23 protein-coding genes, 2 tRNA genes and 1 pseudogene are annotated in these 24964 nt (G+C 61.4%); 22 read left to right on the forward strand and 4 right to left on the reverse strand.

The window, feature by feature from the left end:
• The 4 genes and pseudogenes from ACT6VE_RS26230 to ACT6VE_RS26245 form a co-directional block, all read right to left on the reverse strand.
• On the reverse strand, positions 1-2386 hold a 2386-nt coding region (locus ACT6VE_RS26230), incomplete at its 3' end, for a calcium-binding protein (RefSeq protein WP_444801273.1).
• Between the two features lie 582 nt (positions 2387-2968).
• A pseudogene (locus ACT6VE_RS26235) lies at positions 2969-3309 on the reverse strand (IS3 family transposase); the annotation flags it as partial.
• Positions 3310-3364: 55 nt separating this feature from the next.
• Entirely contained in the window at positions 3365-3568 is a 204-nt protein-coding gene (locus ACT6VE_RS26240; RefSeq protein ID WP_444801274.1) for a hypothetical protein, read from the reverse strand.
• 274 nt (positions 3569-3842) lie between these two features.
• Positions 3843-3918, reverse strand: a tRNA-Val gene (locus tag ACT6VE_RS26245).
• Between the two features lie 243 nt (positions 3919-4161).
• Here ACT6VE_RS26245 and ACT6VE_RS26250 point away from each other — a divergent pair.
• From ACT6VE_RS26250 to ACT6VE_RS26355, 22 genes are all read left to right on the forward strand, one after another.
• Positions 4162-4238 (forward strand) — tRNA-Asp (locus tag ACT6VE_RS26250).
• 158 nt (positions 4239-4396) lie between these two features.
• A complete protein-coding gene (locus ACT6VE_RS26255; RefSeq protein WP_444801275.1) occupies positions 4397-5284 on the forward strand; it encodes a prohibitin family protein in 888 nt (295 codons plus the stop codon).
• A 266-nt stretch (positions 5285-5550) separates the two neighbouring features.
• Positions 5551-5916 carry an NADH-quinone oxidoreductase subunit A gene (locus ACT6VE_RS26260; RefSeq protein WP_069059123.1) on the forward strand — a complete coding sequence of 122 codons (366 nt, stop codon included), beginning with the start codon at positions 5551-5553 and terminating at the stop codon, positions 5914-5916.
• A complete protein-coding gene (locus ACT6VE_RS26265) occupies positions 5907-6488 on the forward strand; it encodes a NuoB/complex I 20 kDa subunit family protein (RefSeq protein ID WP_069059122.1) in 582 nt (193 codons plus the stop codon). Before ACT6VE_RS26260 ends, ACT6VE_RS26265 begins: the two co-directional genes overlap by 10 nt.
• A gap of 18 nt (positions 6489-6506) precedes the next feature.
• Positions 6507-7112 (forward strand): NADH-quinone oxidoreductase subunit C, encoded by a 606-nt coding sequence (locus ACT6VE_RS26270; RefSeq protein WP_444801276.1) that lies wholly within the window; start codon positions 6507-6509, stop codon positions 7110-7112.
• Positions 7113-7160: 48 nt separating this feature from the next.
• Positions 7161-8351, forward strand: a complete 1191-nt coding sequence (locus ACT6VE_RS26275) for an NADH-quinone oxidoreductase subunit D (protein WP_444801277.1) — start codon at positions 7161-7163, stop codon at positions 8349-8351.
• The gene (locus ACT6VE_RS26280) at positions 8351-8593 is read left to right on the forward strand and encodes a hypothetical protein (RefSeq protein ID WP_444801278.1); all 243 of its coding nucleotides are present in this window, start codon (positions 8351-8353) and stop codon (positions 8591-8593) included. Before ACT6VE_RS26275 ends, ACT6VE_RS26280 begins: the two co-directional genes overlap by 1 nt.
• A gap of 16 nt (positions 8594-8609) precedes the next feature.
• Positions 8610-9743, forward strand: coding sequence for an NADH-quinone oxidoreductase subunit E (locus ACT6VE_RS26285; RefSeq protein ID WP_444801279.1), 1134 nt, complete (start codon positions 8610-8612; stop codon positions 9741-9743).
• Positions 9744-9754: 11 nt separating this feature from the next.
• The gene (nuoF, locus tag ACT6VE_RS26290) at positions 9755-11059 is read left to right on the forward strand and encodes an NADH-quinone oxidoreductase subunit NuoF (RefSeq protein WP_444801280.1); all 1305 of its coding nucleotides are present in this window, start codon (positions 9755-9757) and stop codon (positions 11057-11059) included.
• A gap of 4 nt (positions 11060-11063) precedes the next feature.
• Positions 11064-11714 carry an NADH:ubiquinone oxidoreductase gene (locus ACT6VE_RS26295; RefSeq protein ID WP_444801281.1) on the forward strand — a complete coding sequence of 217 codons (651 nt, stop codon included), beginning with the start codon at positions 11064-11066 and terminating at the stop codon, positions 11712-11714.
• Between the two features lie 123 nt (positions 11715-11837).
• On the forward strand, positions 11838-13916 hold the full coding sequence (gene nuoG / locus ACT6VE_RS26300) for an NADH-quinone oxidoreductase subunit NuoG (RefSeq protein ID WP_444801282.1): 2079 nt from the start codon (positions 11838-11840) through the stop codon (positions 13914-13916).
• 20 nt (positions 13917-13936) lie between these two features.
• Positions 13937-14983: an NADH-quinone oxidoreductase subunit NuoH gene (gene nuoH / locus ACT6VE_RS26305; protein ID WP_444801283.1), complete on the forward strand. Its 1047-nt coding sequence runs from the start codon at positions 13937-13939 to the stop codon at positions 14981-14983.
• 36 nt (positions 14984-15019) lie between these two features.
• Positions 15020-15511 (forward strand): NADH-quinone oxidoreductase subunit NuoI, encoded by a 492-nt coding sequence (gene nuoI / locus ACT6VE_RS26310; RefSeq protein WP_069059113.1) that lies wholly within the window; start codon positions 15020-15022, stop codon positions 15509-15511.
• A 101-nt stretch (positions 15512-15612) separates the two neighbouring features.
• Entirely contained in the window at positions 15613-16227 is a 615-nt protein-coding gene (locus ACT6VE_RS26315) for an NADH-quinone oxidoreductase subunit J (RefSeq protein WP_444801284.1), read from the forward strand.
• A gap of 27 nt (positions 16228-16254) precedes the next feature.
• The gene (gene nuoK, locus ACT6VE_RS26320; protein ID WP_444801285.1) at positions 16255-16563 is read left to right on the forward strand and encodes an NADH-quinone oxidoreductase subunit NuoK; all 309 of its coding nucleotides are present in this window, start codon (positions 16255-16257) and stop codon (positions 16561-16563) included.
• A 7-nt stretch (positions 16564-16570) separates the two neighbouring features.
• On the forward strand, positions 16571-18568 hold the full coding sequence (nuoL, locus tag ACT6VE_RS26325) for an NADH-quinone oxidoreductase subunit L (RefSeq protein WP_444801286.1): 1998 nt from the start codon (positions 16571-16573) through the stop codon (positions 18566-18568).
• A complete protein-coding gene (locus ACT6VE_RS26330) occupies positions 18568-20079 on the forward strand; it encodes an NADH-quinone oxidoreductase subunit M (protein WP_444801287.1) in 1512 nt (503 codons plus the stop codon). Before nuoL ends, ACT6VE_RS26330 begins: the two co-directional genes overlap by 1 nt.
• Positions 20080-20095: 16 nt before the next feature.
• Complete coding sequence (nuoN, locus tag ACT6VE_RS26335) at positions 20096-21538, forward strand: NADH-quinone oxidoreductase subunit NuoN (protein ID WP_444801288.1); 1443 nt, start codon at positions 20096-20098, stop codon at positions 21536-21538.
• 23 nt (positions 21539-21561) lie between these two features.
• On the forward strand, positions 21562-22302 hold the full coding sequence (locus ACT6VE_RS26340; RefSeq protein WP_444801289.1) for a biotin--[acetyl-CoA-carboxylase] ligase: 741 nt from the start codon (positions 21562-21564) through the stop codon (positions 22300-22302).
• 15 nt (positions 22303-22317) lie between these two features.
• Positions 22318-23985 (forward strand): ribonuclease J, encoded by a 1668-nt coding sequence (locus tag ACT6VE_RS26345; protein WP_444801290.1) that lies wholly within the window; start codon positions 22318-22320, stop codon positions 23983-23985.
• A 195-nt stretch (positions 23986-24180) separates the two neighbouring features.
• A complete protein-coding gene (gene mce, locus ACT6VE_RS26350; RefSeq protein ID WP_444801291.1) occupies positions 24181-24585 on the forward strand; it encodes a methylmalonyl-CoA epimerase in 405 nt (134 codons plus the stop codon).
• A gap of 77 nt (positions 24586-24662) precedes the next feature.
• A complete protein-coding gene (locus ACT6VE_RS26355) occupies positions 24663-24932 on the forward strand; it encodes a DUF1467 family protein (protein WP_444801292.1) in 270 nt (89 codons plus the stop codon).
• Positions 24933-24964 lie beyond the last annotated feature (32 nt).

Raw genomic sequence — 24964 nt, forward strand, 5'->3', positions numbered from 1 at the left:
ATATGTACGTGTCGCCCGCCGCGTCCCCGGTATTGGTTGCCGGGCTGAGGAGGGCCGCTATGACGCCGGCGGTGGCCGTTGCATAGGAGGCACGGTCGCTGCCCGCAGCGCCGTCAAGTTTATCCGCGCCCGTGCCGCCGATCAGGATGTCGTTGCCACCCTGCCCGAACAGGCTGTCATTGCCGCCCAGGCCGAGAATGATGTCGTTTCCAAGGCCACCGATGATGCTGTTGACGCTGTTGGCACCGGTCAGCGTGTCGTTGAATTTGGAGCCGGTGAGGTTTTCGATCGATGTGTACGTGTCACCCGCCGCATCCCCGGTATTGGTTGCCGGGTTGAGGAGGGACGCGATCACGCTGGCCGTGGCCGTCGCATAGGAGGCAAAGTCGCTGCCGACACCGCCTTCAAGGTTATCCGCACCCGTGCCGCCGATCAGAGTGTCGGCACCGTCCTGTCCGGACAGATTGTCATTGCCGCCGAGCCCCAAAAGGACGTCGGCGCCTGTGCCGCCGATGATGCTGTTGATACCGGCGTCGCCCGTCAACAAATCGTTGAAGGCCGAGCCGGTTAGATTTTCAATCGAAGAGTATGTGTCGCCTGCGGCCTCGCCAGTGTTGCCGGCCGGGGTTGTCAGGCTTGCGACCACGGCAGCTATCGCGTTGGCATAGGTGACGCGATCGGAACCGCTTCCGCCAGACAGAAGATCGCCGCCTGCGCCGCCATCGAGCAGGTCGTCGCCGCCTGCGCCAAACAATTCATCACGCACCGACGTACCGCGCATCGTTTCACTGTCATCGTCACCGAGGATGATCAATTGATCCGCTTCGCCGACGTTCGGATTGAAATCCTGCACCTGGAATTGCGACAGGTCGACGGAGGTCGCGTTGAGCATTTCGACTCGGAAACGGTCAGGCGTACCAACCGCCGCAAAATCGACAACAAGATTGGCGGCAAGGCCGGCACCGATCTGGTCGGCTCGGACGACGACAAGCTTTGCTGGTGCCGCAGCCTCGAACTCGATTTCGTCTATGGAGACGACAGTCGTGTTGACGAGGCTGATGTCGCCGGTGGCCAGGATGCGGTCGGCATCGGCGCCACCGTCGATTGTGTCATTGGTGAAGGCATCTAGGCCGCCACCGCGGAACGTATCATTGCCGGCATTGCCGGATGCGATGTCACGCAGGGAATCGATCTGGATCAAGTCGCTTGCACCGTCGCTGATGCTGGTGCGGGTCACCTGGTTGACCTCGCCAGTGATCCGGCCACCACTGCCGTCGGTGTCGCCGGCATCCTGCCATACGGTGATGAATTTGCCGTTTTGCAGCATGCCGAGGGCGGAAAGAACGTCACGGTCCGCGCCTTCCGCAGCGATCGCAAATTCGCCTGCCAGGTTGGCCGACAGCGCATTGCCGTTCTGATCGAAGATGCGGGCAAAGATATCGTCGGTGGTGGCGTTGAAAGGCTTCGTCCAACTGACGACGATGAAGCCGTTCGATAGGACCGTGATGTCAGGCTCGACTTCATCAACGGTGCTCGTGGTGTTGACCTTGATGAAGCCGGTCTGGGAGACGCCATTGGCGTTGAAAATATCGAGCGTGATGCCGTTGCCCAGAGTACCGCCTTCGCCCCAGCCGGAATCCGTATAGACTACGGCCCAATTGCCGTTCGGTAGCGCGGTCAATGCCGACTGCGTGTTGTCGCCGAAACTGTCGATCAGGAAGTCGGCCGTGCGTACCGTGCCGTCGGCGTTGTAGATCACCGCCCTGAGTGGCTGGTTGGCAGGATTGGTGTCGGTATAAGTGACAACGAAGCCACCATCGGCCAGCCCGACAATGGAAGCATCATTCTGGGTGCCGGCCGTTGCGACGGTGTTAACCTGGGTGAAGCCACCCAGTTGGCCGCCTGCCGCATTGTAGCGACCGACGAAGATGTTGCCGCCAAACGTAAAGCTAATGGCAAAGCCGCCGCCGGTGAGCGCGCTGGTGACCGGATCTTCGAAAGAGATCGACGAGCCACTCAGTGTCAGTTCGCCGCCGACAGCGTTGCCGTTCTGGTCGAAGATGCGGCCGAGCATGGCGGTTTCGGCGGGATTATTGTCGTCCCAGACGACCAGCACATTGCCATTGGCGAGCTTGGTCAGAGAGGGCTTTCCTGGAGGCTCGGTGTTGGCATCGTCATAGGGGATGCGGAAGCCGCCGACCTGGTTGGAATTGGCGTCATAGAAATTCAAAAGAATGAAATTGCCGCTTGCGGTGTTGTATGCGGCAACGAAACCGCCATTGTCGAGGCCCAGCGCATCCGGCAAAATCTGAGTGCCTGGCGTGAAAGTGTTGACCCCGAACTGGAAGGTCGTGGTGGTATTGTTGAAGGTGGTAGTGACGGTCATTGGTAACACTCCTGAACTGATGTGGTCGATCGGAATTCAGCGTGATTTCGGCAGAACCGCAGGTTAACGCGAACGCATTCAACGTTACGCGTCAGGCTATTCGACAGAGCGAATGGCCTGAATACAAACCCGACATTTGGGGCATGCGTGGTAGGAAACTAAAAAAAACTTCTCATCCGATGCGAATGACGATTTCGCTTCGGGATGTTTCTTTCGGTTTCCTGAACGCCTTGTTCTCAAAAAACGTCTACAAGGAACAAACGTGAGTGGTTTCGAGTTTATTCGAAAATAATTGTTTTTCTAATATGTGATATTCGCCCGCCGCCTGACGGGATAAGAAGATCTAAAATACAATCAATGATTGCCATTGAATTCATTACACCTGATGAATGTAGACGCTGCGACGAACAAGCCTTGGGCCAGTTGCTGAACATCACCGTTTCAAAGTCATGTGACGATAACTTGGTCATGAAGTCCGCTTGAGAGGGCGGCATGGCATAATGTCCGCGGCTACGGTGGGAGGGCCAAGCCTCAGCTCCGCCCCTCATAGTGAATAGCGCCGAGTTTCGTAGCACCGTCGGATCAGTTTTTCTGCTGTCGCTCGAACTCGACCGGCGACAGAATTCCGTTTCTGACATGCTTGCGCTTCGGATTGTAGAGCATCTCGATGTAGTCGAATGCATACTGGCGGGCTTCATCGCGTGGCCGGAAGACCTTTCGGCGTATCCGCTCCCGCTTCGGAAGATTGAAGAAGCTTTCGGCCAACGCGTTGTCGCGGCAGTTCCCGCGCTGGCTCATCGAGTGAACCAGATTGTGATGCTTGAGGAATGAGGCCCAATCCATACTGGCGAACTGGGAGCCTTCGTCCGAGTGGACAAGCACTGATCTTTGGGCATTCTTCTCGATACGGCCATGAGCAGCGTCTGCGGCTTGACGTCCGTGATCGGGCGGCTTTGTTTTACCGTCCGGCTCTTGCTCCTAATCGCCACTCCTTGCGAGCCCAGGTGGGCCGTCCAGGCGTCCGGCCGTTGCGGCCAGTGCGCGGATCGCATCCATGGCAGTCGCCAACCCTTGCATAAGCAGAGCGGTGTCGCGCTCGTCGCTGGATTTGTCGATCTCCAGTGCTCGCCGCCGCAAGGCGGTGCTCTCGGTAATGAGGCGGGCAATAAGATTGTCGTCCATGACATTCTCCATATTCTTGTTGAATGTGGAGTCAGCGACGGCATGAAGAGAATCCAAAAATGGTCAGTCGGTGGCGCGAAATGAGCCGGGAAGGGGAAGTGTGCGGGGGCGGAGGGCGCAGAGCCCATCGGCTGGAAAGGTGAGGTCACGCTTCCAGGAGCGTGAGCAGAATCAAAGGCCACATCGGGCGTCTAGGTGAGGGAATTTCACCGCGCCCAAATATTCTTCAATGTCCTGATTGTCAGGAGGTAGGAAGGAAAATTTGGCGGGGGAATGGTGGGCGATGACGGACTCGAACCGCCGACATCCTCGGTGTAAACGAGGCGCTCTACCAACTGAGCTAATCGCCCGCCGGGTTGGTGGCCGTGATCTATGCGGAACCGGATCAATCCGCAAGAGGCTATCGCAAAGTTTTTGCATTTTTTTGAATGGACCCATGGAGATGCGGCAGGCTGTGGAAACATTTCGCCGTGCGTCATTCTTTTGTCTTGAAAGCTGCTTGACACCCACAGTCGAACCCCTTAGTTAGCCGCTCATCGAACGGCGCAGGCCGCTCGGGACGGGTGCTTCGCCATCCGGTTGATTTCGAGGATGCGGGTGTAGCTCAGTTGGTTAGAGTGCCGGCCTGTCACGCCGGAGGTCGCGGGTTCGAGCCCCGTCACTCGCGCCATTTCTTTTTCCTTCCTGCATTTAGTGCCATTTCCTCATCCGGCACTTGATGCGCGCTTCGGCGCTTTTCCTTCCAGGATTTTTACCGCCCACGCTGAATGTTTGCCGCCTTCCTTCCGTCTTCGTTGTAGCTTTGCCTGATCGAAGAGGGGGATTCGCATGCGTTACGTCACCATGGTTCTGAGCGGTTTTGCCGTGCTCGTCGCGCTGAGCGTCGTCTTCGGCTCGTGGTTCACCGTCGACCAGGGCGAGCGCGGCGTGATTCTGCGCTACGGCGCGGTCGTGGGCACGGCCGAACCCGGGCTCGGCTTCAAGCTGCCGCTGATCGATTCGGTCGTGCGGGTCTCCGTGCAGTCCAAGGCGGCCGTCTACGACAAGATGGAGGCCTATAGCCGCGACCAGCAGCCGGCCGATATCCGCCTGTCCGTGAACTATCGCATCCCCGCCGATCGCGTGCAGGATGTCTACGCGAATTATGGTGGCGAGGACGGCCTGTTGTCGCGCCTGATCGAGCGCAAGGTCTTCGAGGAAACCAAGACGGTTTTCGGCCGCTTCAATGCGGTCACCGCCATCCAGGAGCGCGGGCGGCTCAACGCCGAGGTCGCATCCGCGATCCAGGAAGGTATTTCCGGACCCGTCACCATCGACAGCGTGCAGATCGAGAACATCGATTTCTCCGAGGCTTACGAGGCGAGCATCGAGCAGCGCATGCTGGCGGAGGTCGAGGTGCAGCGTCTGCGGCAGAATGCCGAGCGCGAAAAGGTGCAGGCCGAGATCACCGTGACGCAGGCCCGTGCGCAGGCTGATGCCCGCCGCGCGGATGCACAGGCGCAGGCGGACGCCGTGCGTCTGGCAGCGCAAGCTGAGTCGGAGGCGATCAAGCTGCGCGGCGAGGCGGAAGCCGGCGCGATCAAGCTGCGCGGTGATGCGCTGAAGGACAATCCGGGGCTGGTTTCGCTGACGCAGGCGGAAAAATGGGACGGCCAGCTACCACGCACCATGCTGCCCGGCGGCTCTGTCCCGATGCTCAACCTCAATGCGAACTAGGCGGGAAGAGGCTTTCGCTTCGGTGCTGCGGCGAAACGTCCCGCACCGCGCCATTCTTGAAATCATAACGATTTAAATGGCTTTGCCGCCAGCCGTTCCGGGTGACCGCGAAAAGAACACAATGATTGCGGCGAAAGCCGGACAAAGCCTTGCGCAGGGACGCTCACTGCGCTAACCACTTTGGCGTTGCAACATACTTTTTCGGCTTGCAGGTCACGGACCAACAGGCGTCTCTCCGGCGCCGATAGCAGGCAGGATGGACGCCAATGACTGAACTTCTCGGTTCCTATATTCCGATCGCCATCTTCATCGGTATCGCGCTCGTGATCGGCATTGCACTGCTGGTTGCGCCGTTTGCCGTCGCGCACAAGGCGCCTGATTCGGAAAAGCTCTCCGCTTACGAATGCGGCTTCAATGCGTTTGACGATGCGCGCATGAAATTCGACATCCGCTTCTATCTGGTGTCGATCCTCTTCATCATCTTCGATCTTGAAGTGGCCTTCCTCTTCCCGTGGGCCGTTTCGTTCGGCGACATGGGTTGGTTCGGCTTCTGGTCGATGATGGTCTTCCTCGGTGTCCTGACCATCGGCTTTATCTACGAATGGAAGAAGGGAGCACTCGAATGGGAGTAGCTCATACCAGCACCACGCTCGTTGCGCAGCAGCCGAAGGGGATCATCGATCCCTCGACCGGCAAGCCCATCGGCAGCAACGATGCCTATTTCGGCGAGATCAACAACGAACTCGCCGACAAGGGTTTCCTCGTCACGTCGACGGACGAACTCATCACCTGGGCCCGTACCGGTTCGCTGATGTGGATGACCTTCGGTCTCGCCTGCTGTGCGGTCGAGATGATGCAGCTTTCGATGCCGCGTTATGACGTCGAGCGTTTCGGCTTTGCGCCGCGCGCCTCTCCGCGCCAGTCCGACGTCATGATCGTCGCCGGCACGCTGACCAACAAGATGGCGCCCGCGCTGCGCAAGGTCTACGACCAGATGCCGGAGCCGCGTTATGTCATCTCGATGGGCTCCTGCGCCAATGGCGGCGGATACTATCACTATTCCTATTCGGTGGTGCGCGGCTGTGACCGCGTGGTGCCGGTCGACATCTATGTACCAGGCTGTCCTCCCACGGCGGAAGCGCTCCTCTATGGTGTGCTCCTGCTGCAGAAGAAGATCCGCCGCACCGGTACGATCGAGCGTTAAGGGTAGGGGACTTTACACATGAGCGAAGCCCTCCAGGAGCTTTCTTCCCATATCGGCGAAGCGGCAGGCCATCTTGTCGCCTCCGCCGACATTGCCTATGGCGAACTCACCCTGAAGACGGACGGTGCGCGCATCATCGGTCTTCTGACCTTCCTACGCGACGACGTGCAGTGCGGGTTCATCAACTTCGTCGATATCTGCGGCGTGGACTGGCCGGCGCGTGCCGACCGCTTCGACGTGGTCTATCACCTGCTGTCGCCACGCCAGAACCTGCGCGTACGCATCAAGGTTGCGACCGGCGAGGACGTTCCTGTCCCGTCGGCCTGCGCGGTCTATCCGGGCGCGGACTGGTTCGAGCGCGAAGCCTACGACATGTATGGCATCCTGTTCACCGGCCATCCGGACCTGCGCCGCATCCTCACCGACTATGGTTTCGAGGGGCATCCGCTGCGCAAGGACTTCCCGACGACCGGCTTCGTGGAAGTGCGGTACGACGACGAGGTCAAGCGCGTCGTGTACGAGCCCGTCGAGCTGAAGCAGGAATTCCGCAACTTCGATTTCCTCTCCCCGTGGGAAGGCACAGACTATGTGCTGCCGGGCGACGAGAAGGCGAAGCAGAACTGATTTTGGGTCCGGCGGCCCGTCAGGGCGCCGACCTCTGGAGCAAGCGGTATGAACGAGCACAACGTTCGCAACTTCAACATCAACTTCGGGCCGCAGCACCCCGCGGCACACGGGGTTTTGCGCCTCGTGCTGGAGCTCGACGGTGAAATCGTCGAGCGCGTCGATCCGCATATCGGCCTGCTGCATCGTGGCACCGAGAAGCTGATCGAAACGAAGACCTATCTCCAGGCCGTGCCCTATTTCGACCGCCTCGACTACGTGGCGCCGATGAACCAGGAGCATGCCTTTGCGCTCGCCGTCGAAAAGCTGACTGCCACCGAGGTTCCGATCCGCGGCCAGTTGATCCGTATTCTTTATTCCGAAATCGGCCGTATCCTCTCGCACCTCCTCAATGTCACGACGCAGGCCATGGACGTTGGCGCGCTGACGCCGCCGCTCTGGGGTTTTGAAGAGCGCGAAAAGCTGATGGTGTTCTATGAACGTGCCTGTGGCGCGCGCATGCACTCGGCCTATATCCGTCCGGGCGGCGTGCATCAGGACCTGCCGCACGAGCTGGTGGAAGACATCGGCAAGTGGATCGACCCGTTCCTGAAGACCGTCGACGACATCGATGAACTGCTCACCGGCAACCGTATCTTCAAGCAGCGCAACGTTGATATCGGCGTTGTGAAGCTGGAGGACTGCTGGGCCTGGGGCTTTTCGGGCGTCATGGTGCGCGGCTCGGGTGCTGCCTGGGACCTGCGCCGCTCGCAGCCCTACGAGTGCTATTCCGACCTCGACTTCGACATTCCGATCGGCAAGAACGGCGACTGCTATGACCGTTACGTGATCCGCATGATCGAAATGCGCGAATCGGCCAAGATCATGCGCCAGTGCGTCGATCGCCTGCTCGGTGTCGCCAAGGTCGGCCCGGTCTCCTCGATCGACGGCAAGATGGTTCCGCCGAAGCGCGGCCAGATGAAGCGCTCGATGGAAGGCCTCATCCACCACTTCAAGCTCTATACCGAAGGCTACCACGTGCCGGCCGGCGAAGTGTACGCAGCCGTCGAAGCGCCGAAGGGCGAGTTCGGCGTCTATGTCGTCGCCGACGGCACCAACAAGCCCTACCGTTGCAAGATCCGCGCCCCGGGCTACGCCCATCTCCAGGCGATGGATTTCATCTGTCGCGGCCATCAGCTTGCCGACGTTTCGGCAATCCTCGGCTCCCTCGACATCGTGTTCGGCGAGGTTGACCGTTGATGCCGAAACTGGCCCTTGCCCTCGCCACCGCGCTTCTGACCGCTGCTGTCGCCCACGCACAGGAAGCGGAAGAGCCGGTGATTGCGTCGTCTACCATGGGCGCGCTGGCGAGCCAGGGCTACGAGATCAAGGCAGCGGCGCCGAACGGCAGCCGCTACGTCGTATTCATGCAGAATGACAAGTCGGCCTATGCCTGCGAGTTCGTCAACACGACGGAAACGCAGTGCCGACAGATTAACTGACACAAGGCGTTACAGAATGTCCGTTCGTCGACTAGCCGAAGACAATGTCCAGCCCGCAAGCTTCGCCTTCTCCAAGGAGAATGCGACCTGGGCCAAGGCAACGATCAACAAGTACCCCAAGGGCCGCCAGCAATCGGCGGTCATCCCGCTTCTCATGCGGGCGCAGGAGCAGGATGGTTGGGTCACCAAGGCGGCGATCGAATCCGTCGCCGACATGCTCGACATGGCCTATATCCGCGTGCTTGAGGTCGCGACCTTCTACACGCAATTCCAGCTGCTGCCGGTCGGTACGCGCGCCCATGTCCAGGTTTGCGGCACGACGCCCTGCATGCTGCGCGGCGCGGAAGACCTGATCAATGTCTGCAAGAAGCGCATCCACCCCGAGCCCTTCCATCTCAACGAGAGCGGTACGCTGTCCTGGGAAGAGGTCGAGTGTCAGGGCGCCTGCGTCAACGCGCCGATGGTCATGATCTTCAAGGACAGCTTCGAAGATCTGAGCACGACGCAACTCGAGCACATCATCGACCGTTTCGATGCCGGCAAGGGCTCGACCGTCGAGACCGGTCCGCAGATCGACCGTATCACGTCCGCCCCCGCCGGCGGTCTTACCAGCCTCACGGAGCCGGATTCGGCTGTAAAGAAGACGACCACCCGTGCCAAGAAGACGGACGAGGACAGCGTCAGCGTTCCTCCGTCGAATGCCGCAAAGCCGACGACCGATGCCGTGGAGACCGATCCCAAGCTGAAGACGCCGGCAAATGCCAAGGCCGAGGCCGCTGCAAACACCAAGGTCAAGGGTGACACGCGCGCCGAAGGCGGCGATGAGGCTGCCAAGCAGCCGGCCGCTCTCGTCGGCAAGCCGTCGCTGGAAGACAAGAACCGTCCGGCCGGCATCGCGCGTCCCGAGACCCCGGACGACCTGGAGCTCATCTCCGGCGTCGGCCCGAAGATCGGAGGCATCCTGCACGAACTCGGCATCTTCACCTTCGCGCAAGTCGCCGGGTGGAAGAAGGCGGAGCGCGACTGGGTCGATTCCTACCTGAATTTCAAGGGCCGCATCGATCGCGACGACTGGGTCAAGCAGGCCAAGGCACTCGCCAAGGGCGGCGAAGCGGAATACATCCGCGTTTTCGGCAAGAAGCCGCGGTAAAGAGGTGAACCATGCTTAAAGATCAGGATCGCATCTTCACCAACATCTACGGCACCAAGGATAGATCCTTGAAGGGCGCGATGGCGCGCGGCCATTGGGACGGCACCAAGCAGCTGCTCGAAAAGGGCCGCGACTGGATCGTCAACGAGGTCAAGGCATCGGGCCTGCGCGGCCGCGGCGGCGCCGGCTTCCCGACCGGCCTCAAATGGTCCTTCATGCCGAAGGAATCCGACGGCCGTCCGCACTATCTCGTCGTCAATGCCGACGAATCCGAACCCGGTACCTGCAAGGACCGCGATATTCTGCGCCACGATCCGCATACGCTGATCGAAGGCTGCGTGATCGCCTCCTTCGCCATGGGCGCCCATGCGGCCTATATCTATGTTCGCGGCGAATTCATCCGCGAGCGCGAAGCGCTGCAGGCGGCGATCGACGAGTGCTATGACGCCGGCCTTCTCGGCAAGAACAACAAGCTCGGCTACGACATCGACATCTATGTCCATCACGGCGCCGGCGCTTATATCTGCGGTGAAGAAACCGCGCTGCTCGAAAGCCTGGAAGGCAAGAAGGGCCAGCCGCGCCTGAAGCCGCCGTTCCCGGCGAACATGGGCCTCTATGGCTGCCCGACCACCGTCAACAACGTCGAATCGATTGCGGTCACGCCGACGATCCTGCGCCGTGGCGCTGCCTGGTTCTCCTCGTTCGGCCGCCCGAACAATGTCGGCACCAAGCTGTTCATGATGTCCGGCCACGTCAACACGCCCTGCACGATCGAAGAGAGCATGAGCATCTCCTTCAAGGAGATGGTCGAAAAGCACGGCGGCGGCATTCGCGGCGGCTGGGACAACCTGCTGGCCGTCATCCCCGGCGGTGCCTCGTGCCCGGTCGTCAAGGCCGAGGACATGATGAACGTCACGCTGGACTTCGACGGTCTGCGCGAGGTCAAGTCCTCCTTCGGCACCGGCGGCATGATCATCATGGATCGCTCGACGGACATCATTAAGGCGATCTGGCGCATCTCGGCTTTCTTCAAGCACGAGAGCTGCGGCCAGTGCACGCCGTGCCGCGAAGGCACCGGCTGGATGATGCGCGTCATGCAGCGCATGGTCACGGGCAATGCCCAGAAGCGCGAAATCGACATGCTGTTCGACGTCACCAAGCAGATCGAAGGTCACACGATCTGCGCACTCGGCGACGCGGCGGCCTGGCCGATCCAGGGCCTCATTCGCAACTTCCGCCCCGAGATCGAGGCGCGGATCGACCAATACACGGCCAACGCCATGGACCATGGTGCGGTGCTGGAAGCAGCGGAGTAAGGCGATGACCAAGCCGGCAGGACAGGATGCGAATGCAACCAGAGTTCAGCCGGCAACAGCCGCCGGCAACGATCCGTTCGGTCTGGCGCAGTGGCTGAAGCAGATGCCGGGCATGCCGGTTATGGCTGATCCCGTGGCGGCAATGGCTGCAACGACGGCGATCGGGTTTGGCATTGCGGGCCAGATGGCCGGGATGATGCTGGGTCTGATGCAGAACGCGACGGAGCGGGCCAGGGTGGTGTTCGACGAGACGGTCGACGTCACGGCCAAGGCGGCGGCGGAGCCAGTCGAGGCCAGATCGGTGCTGACGGTGGTTCCGCAGGAGCCGGCGGCGAAGGCGCAAGAGCCGGCCGCCGAAGAGAAGATAGAGGTGGCGCGCGAAAAAAGCGCGACGCCGAAGACGGTGGAAGCAAAGCCGGTGCGCAAGGCGTCGGTCGCGAAAGCCGCCAAGGCTGATGACCTGAAAGCGATTTCGGGTATCGGGCCGAAGCTGGAGCAGGTGCTGAACGGCATGGGCTACCGGCGCTACGCAGACATCGCGGCCTTGAAGGCTGCGGATGTGGCAAGGATTGAAGCCGAACTCGGTTTTGGCGGACGGATCGTCCGCGATGGCTGGGTAGAGCAGGCAAAGGCGCTGGCGAAGGGCAGGGGCTGAGGCTCCACCGGAACTGGCGAATAGGAACAAAGGCCGAAGGGACGGGCAAAGACCCGAAACGAAAGCCGGAGAGAATGGCGCTGGCGAGACGCGGGGTTCCACGTCAAAAGCGGGAAAGCAGATATGGCAAAGCTGAAAGTCGACGGAAAAGAAATCGAAGTCCCGGATCACTTCACGCTGCTTCAGGCGTGTGAGGAGGCGGGTGCCGAGGTTCCGCGCTTCTGTTTCCACGAGCGGCTGTCGGTTGCCGGCAACTGCCGCATGTGTCTCGTCGAGGTGAAGGGTGGCCCGCCGAAGCCGGCGGCGTCCTGCGCCATGGGCGTGCGCGACCTGCGCCCCGGCCCGAACGGCGAAGCGCCTGAAGTCTTCACGACCACGCCGATGGTCAAGAAGGCGCGCGAAGGCGTGATGGAGTTCCTGCTCATCAACCACCCGCTGGATTGCCCGATCTGCGACCAGGGCGGCGAATGCGACCTGCAGGACCAGGCGATGGCCTTCGGCATCGACAGTTCGCGCTACGCTGAAAACAAGCGTGCGGTCGAAGACAAGTATATCGGCCCGCTCGTCAAGACGATCATGAACCGCTGCATTCACTGCACGCGCTGCGTTCGCTTCACGACGGAAGTTGCCGGCATCACCGAGCTTGGCCTGATCGGCCGCGGTGAGGACGCCGAGATCACCACCTATCTCGAACAGGCGATGACCTCCGAGCTTCAGGGCAACGTGGTCGACCTCTGCCCGGTCGGCGCGCTCACTTCCAAGCCGTTCGCTTTCACGGCCCGTCCGTGGGAACTCAACAAGACCGAATCGATCGACGTCATGGATGCCCTCGGCTCGGCGATCCGCGTCGATACCCGCGGCCGCGAAGTCATGCGCATCCTGCCGCGCATCAACGAAGAGATCAACGAAGAGTGGATTTCTGACAAGACCCGCTTCATCTGGGATGGCCTGAAGACCCAGCGTCTCGATCGTCCGTATGTCCGCAAGGACGGCCGTCTCCAGCCGGCAAGCTGGGCAGACGCCTTCGGCGCCATCAAGACGGCCGTTGCCGGCAAGACGGGCGACCGTATCGGCGCCATCGCCGGCGACCTCGCCTCCGTTGAAGAAATCTATGCGTTGCGCGAACTGATGACCGCGCTCGGCTCGACCAATGTCGACTGCCGCCAGGACGGCTCAGTGCTCGACCCGTCGCTCGGTCGCGCAAGCTACCTCTTCAACCCCACCATCGAAGGCATCGAGCAGGCGGACGCCCTGCTGATCGTCGGCTCCAATCCACGCCTCGAGGCTGCCGTGCTCAACGCGCGCATCCGCAAGCGCTGGCGCATGGACAACTTCCCGATCGGCGTGATCGGCGAACAGGGCGAGCTGCGCTACGGCTACGAATATCTCGGCGCCGGCACGGAAACGCTCTCCGGCCTCGCCGACGGCTCGGTCAAGTTTGCAGCCAAGCTGAAGAAGGCCGAGCGTCCGATGATCATCATCGGCCAGGGCGCGCTGTCGCGTGCCGATGGCCTGGCGGTTCTCTCGGCTGTCACGGCACTTGCAGAAAAAGTCGGTGCGGTGAAGGCGGACTGGAACGGCCTTGCCGTTCTGCACACCGCAGCCTCCCGCGTCGGCGGTCTCGACCTCGGCTTCGTGCCGGGCGAGGGCGGCAAGAATGCAGCCGACATGCTGACGGGCACGGATGTGCTCTTCCTGCTCGGCGCCGACGAAATGGATTTTTCGAAGAAGACCGCCTTCACGGTCTATATCGGCTCGCACGGCGACAACGCGGCGCATGTCGCCGACGTCATCCTCCCGGGCGCGGCCTACACCGAAAAGTCAGGCACCTGGGTCAATACCGAAGGCCGCGTCCAGGTGGGCAGCCGCGCCGGCTTCGCGCCGGGCGATGCCCGCGAGGACTGGGCGATCCTGCGTGCGCTTTCCGACGTGCTCGGACACAAGCTGCCGTTCGATTCGCTCGTGCAGTTGCGCGCAAAACTCCACGCCGCACACCCGCATTTCGCCGCGATCGACGAGATTGCGCGTGGCGACATCGCCGATCTTTCCGCACTTGCGAAAAAAGGCGGGACGATGGCGAATTCCGGGTTTGCGTCTCCGATCAAAGACTTCTATTTGACGAACCCAATAGCGCGCGCCTCGGCGGTCATGGCCGAATGCTCGGCGCTTGCCCGCAACAATTTCAAAGCCGCGGCGGAATGAGCGCGAAGGAATAAGACGTTATGGACGCTTTCATTTCGACCTACGTTTGGCCTGGCCTGATCATGGTGGCCCAGTCGCTTCTGCTGCTGGTCGCGCTGCTGGTTTTCATCGCCTATGTGCTTCTCGCCGACCGCAAGATCTGGGCGGCCGTGCAGCTGCGTCGCGGCCCGAACGTCGTCGGCCCTTGGGGTCTGTTCCAGTCCTTCGCCGACCTTCTGAAGTTCGTCTTCAAAGAGCCGGTGATCCCGGCGACGGCCAACAAAGTGATCTTCCTTCTGGCCCCGCTCGTCTCGGTGACGCTGGCGCTCGCCACCTGGGCGGTCGTGCCGCTCAACGACGGCTGGGTGATCTCCAACATCAATGTCGGTATCCTCTACATTTTCGCGATCTCGTCGCTTGAAGTGTACGGCATCATCATGGGCGGCTGGGCTTCCAACTCGAAGTACCCGTTCCTCGGCGCGCTGCGTTCTGCCGCACAGATGGTCTCCTACGAAGTGTCGATCGGCTTCGTTATCGTCACCGTGCTGCTTTGCGTCGGTTCGCTGAACCTGACGGATATCGTCAATTCGCAGCGCGACGGCATCGGCACGATGATCGGCCTGCCGGGCTCGTTCCTCGACTGGCACTGGCTGGCGCTGTTCCCGATGTTCGTGATCTTCTTCATCTCGGCGCTGGCCGAAACGAACCGCCCGCCCTTTGACCTTCCGGAAGCCGAATCCGAACTCGTCGCCGGCTTCATGGTCGAATACGGCTCGACCCCGTACATGATGTTCATGCTCGGCGAATATGCGGCCATCTGCCTGATGTGCGCTCTGACGACGATCCTCTTCCTCGGCGGCTGGTTGCCTCCGGTTGACGTCTGGTTCCTCAACTGGGTCCCGGGCATCATCTGGTTCGTTCTGAAGGCATCCTTCGTCTTCTTCATGTTCGCGATGGTGAAGGCCTTCGTGCCGCGCTACCGCTACGACCAGCTCATGCGTCTCGGCTGGAAGGTTTTTCTTCCGATCTCGCTCGCCATGGTCGTTATCGTTGCATTCGTGCTGAAGCTCACGGGCTGGTCCGCATGAGGACCGCGCCTCACCTCAGCAGCATTGGAGCTTGAAATGGCTAGTCTCTCACAAGCCGTAAATTCGCTGTTCCTCAAGGAGTTCGTTGGCGCGTTCTTCCTGTCGATGCGCTACTTCTTCCGCCCGAAGGCGACGGTGAACTATCCCTTCGAAAAGGGCCCGGTTTCTCCTCGCTTCCGCGGCGAGCATGCACTGCGCCGTTACCCGAACGGTGAAGAGCGCTGCATCGCCTGCAAGCTGTGCGAGGCGATCTGTCCCGCTCAGGCCATCACCATCGAGGCGGGTCCCCGTCGCAACGACGGCACGCGCCGCACGGTGCGTTACGATATCGACATGGTGAAGTGCATCTATTGCGGCTTCTGCCAGGAAGCTTGCCCGGTCGACGCCATCGTCGAAGGTCCGAACTTCGAGTTCGCGACCGAGACGCGCGAAGAGCTTTACTACGACAAGCAGAAGCTGCTCGAGAACGGCGATCGCTGGGAGCGGGAAATTGCCCGCAACATCGCTATCGACTCGCCTTACCGCTGATCGGCGGAAAGGCAAAATGAACTTGAAGTGCCTGACGAGAGGATCGTCAGGCTTCGACGGGGGAGGGGGACCTTCTCCGGGGAAGACGAAAAGGCACCAAAATGGGTCTGCAGGCTCTATTCTTCTATCTCTTCGCCTTCGTGGCGGTGGCGTCCGCCTTCATGGTGATCGCGTCGAGGAACCCGGTTTATTCCGTGCTGTTCCTGATCCTCACCTTCTTCAATTCGGCGGGCCTGTTCCTTTTGACGGGCGCCGAGTTCCTGGCGATGATCCTGCTCGTCGTCTATGTCGGCGCGGTCGCGGTGCTCTTCCTCTTCGTCGTGATGATGCTCGATATCGATTTCGCCGAACTGCGGTCCGGGGCGCTTGAATATGCGCCGGTCGGCGCGTTGATCGGTATCATCCTCGCGATCGAGCTAGTTGTCGTCGTTGGCGGCTCGACGCTTTCGCCGGAGATCGCCTCCAATGCGTCGATGCCGATCCCGCCCATTTCGGAGCGTCAGAACACGGCCGCTCTCGGCGACGTGCTCTACACGCACTACGTCTACTACTTCCAGATTGCCGGCCTCGTGCTGCTCGTCGCCATGATCGGCGCGATCGTGCTGACGCTGCGCCATCGCCAAAACATCAAGCGCCAGGACATCCCGACGCAGGTCGCCCGCACGCCGGCAACCGCGGTCGAGATCGTCAAGGTGAAGCCCGGTCAGGGCATCTGAGGCAGCGCGGGACCAAGGAAAAGCATCATGGAAATCGGTATTTCCCACTATCTCACCGTCAGCGCCATCCTCTTCACCCTCGGCGTCTTCGGCATCTTCCTGAACCGGAAGAACGTCATCGTCATCCTGATGTCGATCGAGCTCATCCTGCTGTCGGTCAACCTCAACATGGTCGCGTTCTCGCACTTCCTGAACGACATCGTCGGCCAGGTCTTCGCACTGTTCATTCTGACCGTCGCGGCTGCTGAAGCGGCCATCGGTCTTGCAATTCTCGTCGTCTTCTACCGCAACCGCGGTTCGATCGCCGTCGAAGACGTCAATATGATGAAGGGCTGATCGGGTCATGGATACCATCATCAAGGCAATCGTCTTCCTTCCTTTGACCGGCTTCCTGATCGCCGGCATCGGCGGCAATGCCATCGGCGCCAAGGCGTCCGAATACGTCACCTCCGGCTTCATGATTCTCGCGGCTGTCTTGTCGTGGGTCGTGTTCTTCGACGTCGCCATGGGCGGAACGGAGATGGTCAAGGTCAGCGTGCTGCGCTGGATCCAGTCCGGCGGCTTCGATGTCGAATGGGCGTTCCGCGTCGATACGCTGACGGCCGTCATGCTTGTCGTCGTGAACTCGGTCTCGACGCTCGTGCACATCTATTCGATCGGCTACATGCACCACGACCCGCATCGGCCGCGCTTCTTCGCCTATCTCTCGCTCTTCACCTTCGCCATGCTCATGCTGGTGACGTCGGACAATCTTCTCCAGATGTTCTTCGGCTGGGAAGGTGTGGGTCTCGCGTCCTATCTGCTGATCGGTTTCTGGTACAAGAAGCCGTCGGCCTGTGCCGCCGCCATGAAGGCCTTCATCGTCAACCGCGTCGGCGACTTCGGCTTCGCGCTCGGCATCTTCCTGGTCTTCGTGCTGTTCGGCTCGATCAATCTCGAGACGATCTTTGCGACGGCCGCGACCTACCTGCCGGCCGAAGGCGCTGCGGACGCTAGCCAACCCGTCATCAACCTGTTCGGCATGACGCTCGACAAGTCGCATGCGCTGACCGCCACCTGCCTGCTGCTCTTCATGGGCGCTATGGGCAAGTCGGCGCAGTTCCTGCTGCACACCTGGCTGCCGGACGCCATGGAAGGCCCGACCCCGGTTTCGGCCCTCATCCATGCCGCAACCATGGTCACCGCCGGCGTCTTCCTCGTTGCCCGCATGTCGCCGCTGTTCGAACTGTCGCACACCGCCCTCATGGTCGTGACGCTGGTCGGCGCTATTACCGCCTTCTTCGCGGCGACCGTCGGCCTCGTGCAGAACGACATCAAGCGCGTCATCGCCTATTCAACCTGCTCGCAGCTCGGCTACATGTTCGTCGCGCTCGGCATCGGCGCTTACGGCGCGGCGATCTTCCACCTCTTCACGCACGCCTTCTTCAAGGCGCTGCTGTTCCTTGGCGCCGGCTCGGTCATCCACGCCGTCGATGGTGAACAGGACATGCGCTACATGGGCGGCTTGCGCAAACACATCCCGATCACCTTCTGGATGATGACGATTGGCACGCTGGCGCTGACCGGCGTCGGCATCCCGGGCACGGTCATCGGTTTCGCCGGCTTCTTCTCGAAGGACGCGATCATCGAATCGACCTTCGCCTCGCACAGCCCGGTCGCCGGCTTCGCCTTCGCGATGCTGGTCATCGCAGCCCTCTTCACGAGCTTCTACTCCTGGCGCCTGGCGTTCATGACCTTCTTCGGCAAGCCGCGCGCCTCCGCCGATGTTATGCATCATGTGCACGAATCGCCGGCCGTCATGCTGATCCCGCTCTATCTGCTGGCCGCCGGTGCGGTTGTCGCGGGCGTGATCTTCGTCGAATATTTCTTCGGGCATCACTATGCCGAATTCTGGCAGGGCGCCCTGTTCACGCTGCCGGAGAACGAGCTGGTCAACGAGTACCACCACGTCCCGCTGTGGGTGAAGTGGAGCCCGTTCGCCGCCATGGCCATCGGTTTCGTCACCGCCTGGTACATGTACATCCGCTCGCCGGAAACGCCGAAATACCTCGCCGAGCAGCATCGCGGCCTCTACCAGTTCCTGCTTAACAAGTGGTACTTCGACGAACTGTACGACTTCCTCTTCGTCCGTCCCGCCATGCGGATCGGCAAGTTTCTCTGGAAGAAGGGTGACGGCACCGTCATCGACGGCCTCGGCCCGAACGGCATCGCCGCTCGCGTCATGGACGTGACGGATCGTGTCGTGCGCCTCCAGACCGGTTACCTCTATCACTACGCATTCGCGATGCTGCTGGGTATTGCAGCACTCGTTACCTGGATGATGCTCGGGAGCTCCCTCTGATGACCGATTGGCCCATTCTTTCAGCGGTCACCTTTCTCCCGCTCGTCGGCGTGGCGCTTCTGCTGCTGACCCGTGAGGACAGCCCTTACGGCCGCCGCAACATCCTGAATGTCTCGCTTCTGACGACGGTGTTCACCTTCGTCCTCTCGCTCTGGGTCTGGTATTCGTTCGACAACGCGAATCCCGGTTTCCAGATGGTCGAGAAGGCCGAATGGCTCGGTACCGGCATTTCCTATCATTTGGGCGTCGACGGCATTTCCGTGCTGTTCGTCGTGCTCTCGGCCTTCCTGATGCCGTTCTGCGTGCTCGCGAGCTGGCATTCGGTCGAGAAGCGCCTGCGCGAATACATGATCGCCTTCCTGCTCCTGGAAGTGTTCATGGTCGGCGTCTTCGTGTCGCTCGATATCGTGCTGTTCTACGTGTTTTTCGAAGCCGGCCTCATTCCGATGTTCATCATCATCGGTGTCTGGGGCGGCAAGGACCGCGTCTACGCCTCCTACAAGTTCTTCCTCTACACGCTGCTCGGCTCCGTGCTGATGCTGCTCGCCATCATGGCGATGTACTGGCAGGCCGGCACGACGGACATCACCGAACTGCTCGCCTATAACTTCCCGGCCCATATGCAGACCTGGCTGTGGCTTGCCTTCTTCGCGTCCTTCGCGGTGAAGATGCCGATGTGGCCGGTGCACACCTGGCTCCCGGACGCGCACGTTCAGGCACCGACGGCGGGTTCGGTCATCTTGGCCGGCGTCCTCCTGAAGCTTGGCGGTTACGGTTTCATCCGTTTCTCGCTCGCCATGTTCCCGCTCGCTTCCGACTATTTCGCGCCCTTCGTCTTCGCGCTGTCGGTCATCGCCATCATCTACACCTCGCTGGTGGCGCTGATGCAGGACGACATCAAGAAGCTGATCGCCTATTCGTCGGTCGCCCATATGGGTTATGTCACGATGGGCATCTTCGCGGCGAACGCACAGGGTCTTCAGGGCGCCATCTTCCAGATGCTGTCGCACGGCATCGTCTCCGGCGCGCTCTTCCTTTGCGTTGGCGTCGTCTATGACCGGCTGCACACCCGCGAGATCTCGGCCTATGGCGGCCTCGTCAACAACATGCCGAAATATGCCGTCGCCTTCATGATCTTCACCATGGCGAATGTCGGTCTTCCCGGCACTTCGGGTTTTGTCGGCGAAATCCTGACGCTGGTCGGCGTCTTCCGCGCCAACACCTGGGTTGCACTCTTCGCCACCACGGGCGTCATCCTCTCGGCATCCTACGCGCTCTGGCTCTACCGCCGGGTTATCTTCGGTGCACTCGAGAAGGAAAGCCTGAAGTCGCTGCTTGACCTGGATGCGCGCGAAAAACTGCTGCTCTATCCGCTCGTGATCCTCACGATCTTCTACGGTGTCTATCCGGCGCCGGTGTTCGATGCGACGGCGGCCTCGGTCGACGCGCTGCTCAATAACTACTCCGCGGCTCTGCAGGCGGCGCAATCCGTTGCGCTGACGGCGAACTGACGACGGGACCCAAGACATGACTGCTGATACAATCCTCGCCAGCCTTCAGCTCTCGACCCCGGAGATCATTCTCGCCGTCGGCGCGCTCGCCCTGCTGATGATCGGTGTTTTTTCCGGCGAACGCTCGGGCACGACCGTTACCGGCCTTGCCGTTGCGTTGCTGATCATCTCCGGCCTCTGGCTGGTGCTCGCCACGGGCGAGGGCCAGGCCTATGGCGGCGCCTTCGTCTCCGATGCCTTCGCCAAGTTCATGAAGGTGCTGGCACTGATCGGCTCGATCACCGCCATGGTGATGACCGTCGGCCATGCGCGCTCGGAACAGCTCGACCGTTTCGAGTTCCCGGTGCTCATCGTGCTGTCGACGCTCGGCATGCTGCTGATGATCTCGGCCAACAGCCTGCTGTCGCTCTATCTCGCGCTGGAACTCCAGTCGCTGGCGCTCTACGTCGTCGCCGCGATCAACCGCGATAGCCTGCGCTCGACGGAAGCTGGCCTGAAGTACTTCGTGCTCGGCGCGCTGTCCTCGGGCATGCTGCTCTACGGCATGTCGCTGGTCTACGGCTTCACCGGCCAGATCGGTTTCCAGGAAATCGCCGCTGCGTTGACGGCAGAAGGCCGTTCGCTCGGCCTCGTCTTCGGCCTGGTGTTCATCCTCGCCGGTCTCGCCTTCAAGATTTCGGCCGTGCCGTTCCACATGTGGACGCCGGACGTCTATGAAGGCGCGCCGACCCCGGTCACGGCCTTCTTCGCGGCCGCCCCGAAGGTCGCCGCCATGGCCATGCTGGTGCGCATCGTCATCGAGGCCTTCCAGCCGGTCGTCGCCGACTGGCAGCAGGTCATCGTGTTCATCTCGATTGCCTCCATGCTGCTCGGTTCCTTCGCGGCAATCGGCCAGCGCAACATCAAGCGCCTGATGGCCTATTCCTCGATCGGCCACATGGGCTATGCACTCGTCGGCCTTGCCTCCGGCTCCATGGCCGGTGTGCGCGGCGTGGCGCTCTACATGCTCATCTACATGGTCATGACGCTCGGCACCTTTGCCTGCATCCTCGCCATGCGCCGCAAGGAAGGCGGCAATGTCGAGAACATCGACGATCTCGCCGGCCTTTCCTCGACCAATCCGTTCATGGCGACCGTGCTGACGATCCTGATGTTCTCGCTCGCCGGCATCCCGCCGATGGCAGGCTTCTTCGCCAAGTATTTTGTGTTCATGGCGGCGATTGAAGCGCATCTCTATGCGCTTGCCATCATCGGCGTGCTCTCGTCGGTCGTCGGCGCCTACTACTATCTGCGCATCATCAAGGTGATGTGGTTCGACGAGGCGACGGGCGAGTTCGCCCGCACCGCCGGTGAACTCAAGCTGGTCTTCGGCCTTTCCGGCCTGTTCGTTCTCGGTTACGTGCTGATCGGTGGCCCGATCGGCGCCGCCGCCGAAACCGCGGCACGGACCTTCTTTTGAGCGGGTCCGGCAATCCTCGGCGGATGTCACTTGATGACTTCCGCCACGAGGCGCTTGGCGATGTGGGCTCGACCAATACCGAATGCCTGGAGCGCGCCCGAAAGGGCCCGCTTTCGGGTCTCTGGATTACCGCGGAACGTCAGACCGGCGGCCGTGGCCGGCGCGGCCGGGCATGGTTTTCCGAGCCCGGCAATCTCTATGCCTCACTGCTGCTGATAGACGCCGCCCCCCTGGAGCGGCTGGGTTCTCTGCCGCTGGCGGTTGCCGTTGCCGTGCAGGACGCGGTGAGCCGTATCATGCCGCTCGATGCCGCCGATGTGGTGATCAAGTGGCCGAACGATATTCTCGTCGATCGCCGCAAGGTCTGCGGCATCCTGATTGAAGGCGAGACGCTGCCCGACGGCCGGCATGGACTGGTGATCGGTATCGGCATCAACGTGTCGGTGGCGCCGGACACCGGGCTCTACCCGGTCGCGACGCTGCGCGACTTCGGCGCCTCCGCGTCCCCGGACGAATTGTTCGCCCATCTCTTCCAGTCGATGGCCGAAACGCTCTCGTTGTGGGATAGCGGACACGGGATTTCGGCCATCATGGAGCGCTGGAAACAGGTCGCTGGCGGCATCGGCGAAAACATAACTGTCAATCTTCCCGACCGTTCTATTTCCGGGCGCTTTTCTGGAATTGATGATACAGGTCTCCTGAAACTGGAGACGGATGATGGCGGCACGCGACTGATCGCGGCCGGCGACGTGTTTTTTGGATAGGACTTTCTGAACCCGATGGCAAAAGAAGACGAACTGGTATTCCTGCCGCTTGGCGGCGTCGGCGAAATCGGCATGAACCTGGCGCTCTACGGCTATGGCCCGAAGGCGAACCGCCAGTGGATCATGGTCGATTGCGGCGTCACCTTCCCCGGGCCGGACCTGCCGGGCGTCGATCTGGTGCTGCCCGATATCCGCTTCCTCGCGAAGGAGCGTGAAAAGCTCAAGGGCATCATCATCACCCATGCGCACGAAGACCATTATGGCGCGCTGAACGATCTCTGGCCAGGCCTCAACGTCCCGGTCTATGCCTCGCCCTTTACCGCCGGCATGCTGGAAGCCAAGCGCAACTACGAGCGCAGCCGCACCGAAATCCCGGTCACCATCTTCAAGCAGGGCGACCGCATCAATGTCGGCCCGTTCGAAATCGAAGCGATCGGCGTCAACCACTCCATTCCCGAGCCGATGTCGCTGGCGATCAAGACGCCACTCGGCACCGTCATCCATACGGGTGACTGGAAGATCGATCTCGACCCGTCGCTCGGGCCGCTGACCGACGAGGCCCGCTTCCGCAAGCTTGGCGACGAGGGCGTGCTGGCGCTGATCTGCGACAGCACCAACGCGCTTCGCGACGGCGTCTCGCCGTCGGAGCGCGAAGTCTCGGAAAGCCTCACCAAGATCATCGAGGCGTCCGAGGGCAGGGTGGGCATCACCACCTTCTCGTCGAATGTCGGCCGTATCCGCTCCATCGCGCAGGCGGCGGAAGCCGCCGGGCGCGAGGTGCTGCTGCTCGGCAGTTCCATGAAGCGCGTGACCGAGGTCGCGCGCGATATCGGCCTGATGGAAGGCCTGAAGCCGTTTATTGCGGAAGACGAGTTCGGCTATATCCCGCGCGACAAGGTCGTCGTCATCCTCACGGGCAGCCAGGGCGAACCGCGTGCAGCGCTCGCCAAGATCGCCCGCGACGAGATGCGCAACGTCGCCTTCACGGACGGCGACACGATCATCTTCTCTTCGCGCGCCATTCCGGGCAACGAGAAGGCGATCAACGACATCAAGAACGGCCTGGTCGAACAGGGCATCAACGTCATTACCGATAGCGAGGCACTGGTGCACGTTTCCGGCCATCCGCGCCGGACAGAACTGCAGCAAATGTACACATGGACGCGCCCCAAGATGGTCGTGCCGGTGCATGGCGAGGCGGTGCACCTGACAGCGCATGCCGAGCTTGCCGAACAGTCCGGCATTGCCAAGGTCCCGCGCGTGCGCAACGGCGATGTGCTCAAGCTCGCACCGGGCGAGCCCGAGGTTGTCGACCACGCACCGTTCGGTCGCATCTTCAAGGATGGCAGCCTGATCGGCGATTATGAGGAAATGGGCATCGGCGATCGCCGCAAGCTCGCCTTCGTCGGCCATGTCGCCGTCAGCATCCTGCTCGACAGCCGTTTCGATTTCATGGGTGATCCCGAAGTCGAGCCCTTTGGCCTGCCGCAGTTCGACGACGAAGGCGAGGATATGGGCGACACCCTCTACGACGCCGTACTCGGCGCCGTCGAAAGCATCCCGCGCGCCCGTCGCAAGGATCTGGAAATGGTGCGCGAGGCCGTGCGCCGCGCCGTCCGCTCCACGGCAAACGAGATCTGGGGCAAGAAGCCCGTCGTTACGGTCTTCCTGACGAAAGTCTGATTTCCGACTTTTGGGCTGGATGATACCGGGAGCGCGAATGCCCCCTCATCCGGCCCTTTGGGCCACCTTTTCCCCGATGGGAGAAGGGGAGATTGCAGACGTCTCGTTTTCTTTCTTTCTCCCCGGCGGGGAGAAAGTGCCGGCAGGCGGATGAGGGGGCATGCCACGCGTGATGCCCTGAATGGATGAGGTAACATGCTCGGTAAGGTCAACCACATCGCCATCGCCGTGCCGGATCTTGCTGCCGCCACCGCGACCTATCGTGACACGCTTGGCGCCAGGGTTTCCGAACCGCAGGCCCTGCCGGAGCATGGCGTGACGGTGGTGTTCGTCGAACTGCCGAACACCAAGGTGGAATTGCTGGCACCGTTCGGCGACGCTTCGCCGATTGCCGCCTTCCTTGAAAAAGCGCCTGCAGGCGGCATGCACCATATCTGCTACGAGGTGGATGATATTCTCGCCGCCCGCGACCGGCTGGTGGCGAGCGGTGCCCGCGTTCTTGGCGACGGCAATCCGAAGACGGGCGCGCATGGCAAGCCGGTGCTCTTTCTCCACCCCAAGGATTTTTTCGGCACATTGGTCGAACTCGAAGAGGTGTGACAGCACGCCGCCCTTCAGCCATTTGAACTTCACCCGCGACCGGCGTACAAGACCGCCTGTCGCACGAGGGCTCGTCCATGCAGTGGTTTTCCTTTTTCGCCGTCTACTTCGTCATCTGGTGGTTGACGCTTTTTGCCGTCCTGCCTTTCGGAGTGAAGACCCAGGGTGAGGCGCAAGAGGTAGTGCCGGGCACGGTGGAAAGCGCGCCCGCGCGATTCCGCGGTGGCCGGGTGATCCTCATAACGACGCTGATCTCCGCCGTCATCTACGGCTGCTGGTACATCGTATCGGTACGCCTCGGCTATGGCATCGACTCCATCCCGCAATTCATGCCGAATTTCAAATAAGCGGTCGTCGCAAAGGTTAACGGCCGTTCACC

The organism is Shinella sp. (assembly GCF_052438155.1).
Classification (GTDB): domain Bacteria; phylum Pseudomonadota; class Alphaproteobacteria; order Rhizobiales; family Rhizobiaceae; genus Shinella.

What these genes read in the sequence shown, in the direction of transcription:
- ACT6VE_RS26240 (WP_444801274.1), bottom strand. Translation starts at nt 3,568, where the DNA reads ATGGACGACAATCTTATTGCCCGCCTCATTACCGAGAGCACCGCCTTG.
- ACT6VE_RS26255 (WP_444801275.1), top strand. Translation starts at nt 4,397, where the DNA reads ATGCGTTACGTCACCATGGTTCTGAGCGGTTTTGCCGTGCTCGTCGCG.
- ACT6VE_RS26260 (WP_069059123.1), top strand. Translation starts at nt 5,551, where the DNA reads ATGACTGAACTTCTCGGTTCCTATATTCCGATCGCCATCTTCATCGGT.
- ACT6VE_RS26265 (WP_069059122.1), top strand. Translation starts at nt 5,907, where the DNA reads ATGGGAGTAGCTCATACCAGCACCACGCTCGTTGCGCAGCAGCCGAAG.
- ACT6VE_RS26270 (WP_444801276.1), top strand. Translation starts at nt 6,507, where the DNA reads ATGAGCGAAGCCCTCCAGGAGCTTTCTTCCCATATCGGCGAAGCGGCA.
- ACT6VE_RS26275 (WP_444801277.1), top strand. Translation starts at nt 7,161, where the DNA reads ATGAACGAGCACAACGTTCGCAACTTCAACATCAACTTCGGGCCGCAG.
- ACT6VE_RS26280 (WP_444801278.1), top strand. Translation starts at nt 8,351, where the DNA reads ATGCCGAAACTGGCCCTTGCCCTCGCCACCGCGCTTCTGACCGCTGCT.
- ACT6VE_RS26285 (WP_444801279.1), top strand. Translation starts at nt 8,610, where the DNA reads ATGTCCGTTCGTCGACTAGCCGAAGACAATGTCCAGCCCGCAAGCTTC.
- nuoF (WP_444801280.1), top strand. Translation starts at nt 9,755, where the DNA reads ATGCTTAAAGATCAGGATCGCATCTTCACCAACATCTACGGCACCAAG.
- ACT6VE_RS26295 (WP_444801281.1), top strand. Translation starts at nt 11,064, where the DNA reads ATGACCAAGCCGGCAGGACAGGATGCGAATGCAACCAGAGTTCAGCCG.
- nuoG (WP_444801282.1), top strand. Translation starts at nt 11,838, where the DNA reads ATGGCAAAGCTGAAAGTCGACGGAAAAGAAATCGAAGTCCCGGATCAC.
- nuoH (WP_444801283.1), top strand. Translation starts at nt 13,937, where the DNA reads ATGGACGCTTTCATTTCGACCTACGTTTGGCCTGGCCTGATCATGGTG.
- nuoI (WP_069059113.1), top strand. Translation starts at nt 15,020, where the DNA reads ATGGCTAGTCTCTCACAAGCCGTAAATTCGCTGTTCCTCAAGGAGTTC.
- ACT6VE_RS26315 (WP_444801284.1), top strand. Translation starts at nt 15,613, where the DNA reads ATGGGTCTGCAGGCTCTATTCTTCTATCTCTTCGCCTTCGTGGCGGTG.
- nuoK (WP_444801285.1), top strand. Translation starts at nt 16,255, where the DNA reads ATGGAAATCGGTATTTCCCACTATCTCACCGTCAGCGCCATCCTCTTC.
- nuoL (WP_444801286.1), top strand. Translation starts at nt 16,571, where the DNA reads ATGGATACCATCATCAAGGCAATCGTCTTCCTTCCTTTGACCGGCTTC.
- ACT6VE_RS26330 (WP_444801287.1), top strand. Translation starts at nt 18,568, where the DNA reads ATGACCGATTGGCCCATTCTTTCAGCGGTCACCTTTCTCCCGCTCGTC.
- nuoN (WP_444801288.1), top strand. Translation starts at nt 20,096, where the DNA reads ATGACTGCTGATACAATCCTCGCCAGCCTTCAGCTCTCGACCCCGGAG.
- ACT6VE_RS26340 (WP_444801289.1), top strand. Translation starts at nt 21,562, where the DNA reads ATGTCACTTGATGACTTCCGCCACGAGGCGCTTGGCGATGTGGGCTCG.
- ACT6VE_RS26345 (WP_444801290.1), top strand. Translation starts at nt 22,318, where the DNA reads ATGGCAAAAGAAGACGAACTGGTATTCCTGCCGCTTGGCGGCGTCGGC.
- mce (WP_444801291.1), top strand. Translation starts at nt 24,181, where the DNA reads ATGCTCGGTAAGGTCAACCACATCGCCATCGCCGTGCCGGATCTTGCT.
- ACT6VE_RS26355 (WP_444801292.1), top strand. Translation starts at nt 24,663, where the DNA reads ATGCAGTGGTTTTCCTTTTTCGCCGTCTACTTCGTCATCTGGTGGTTG.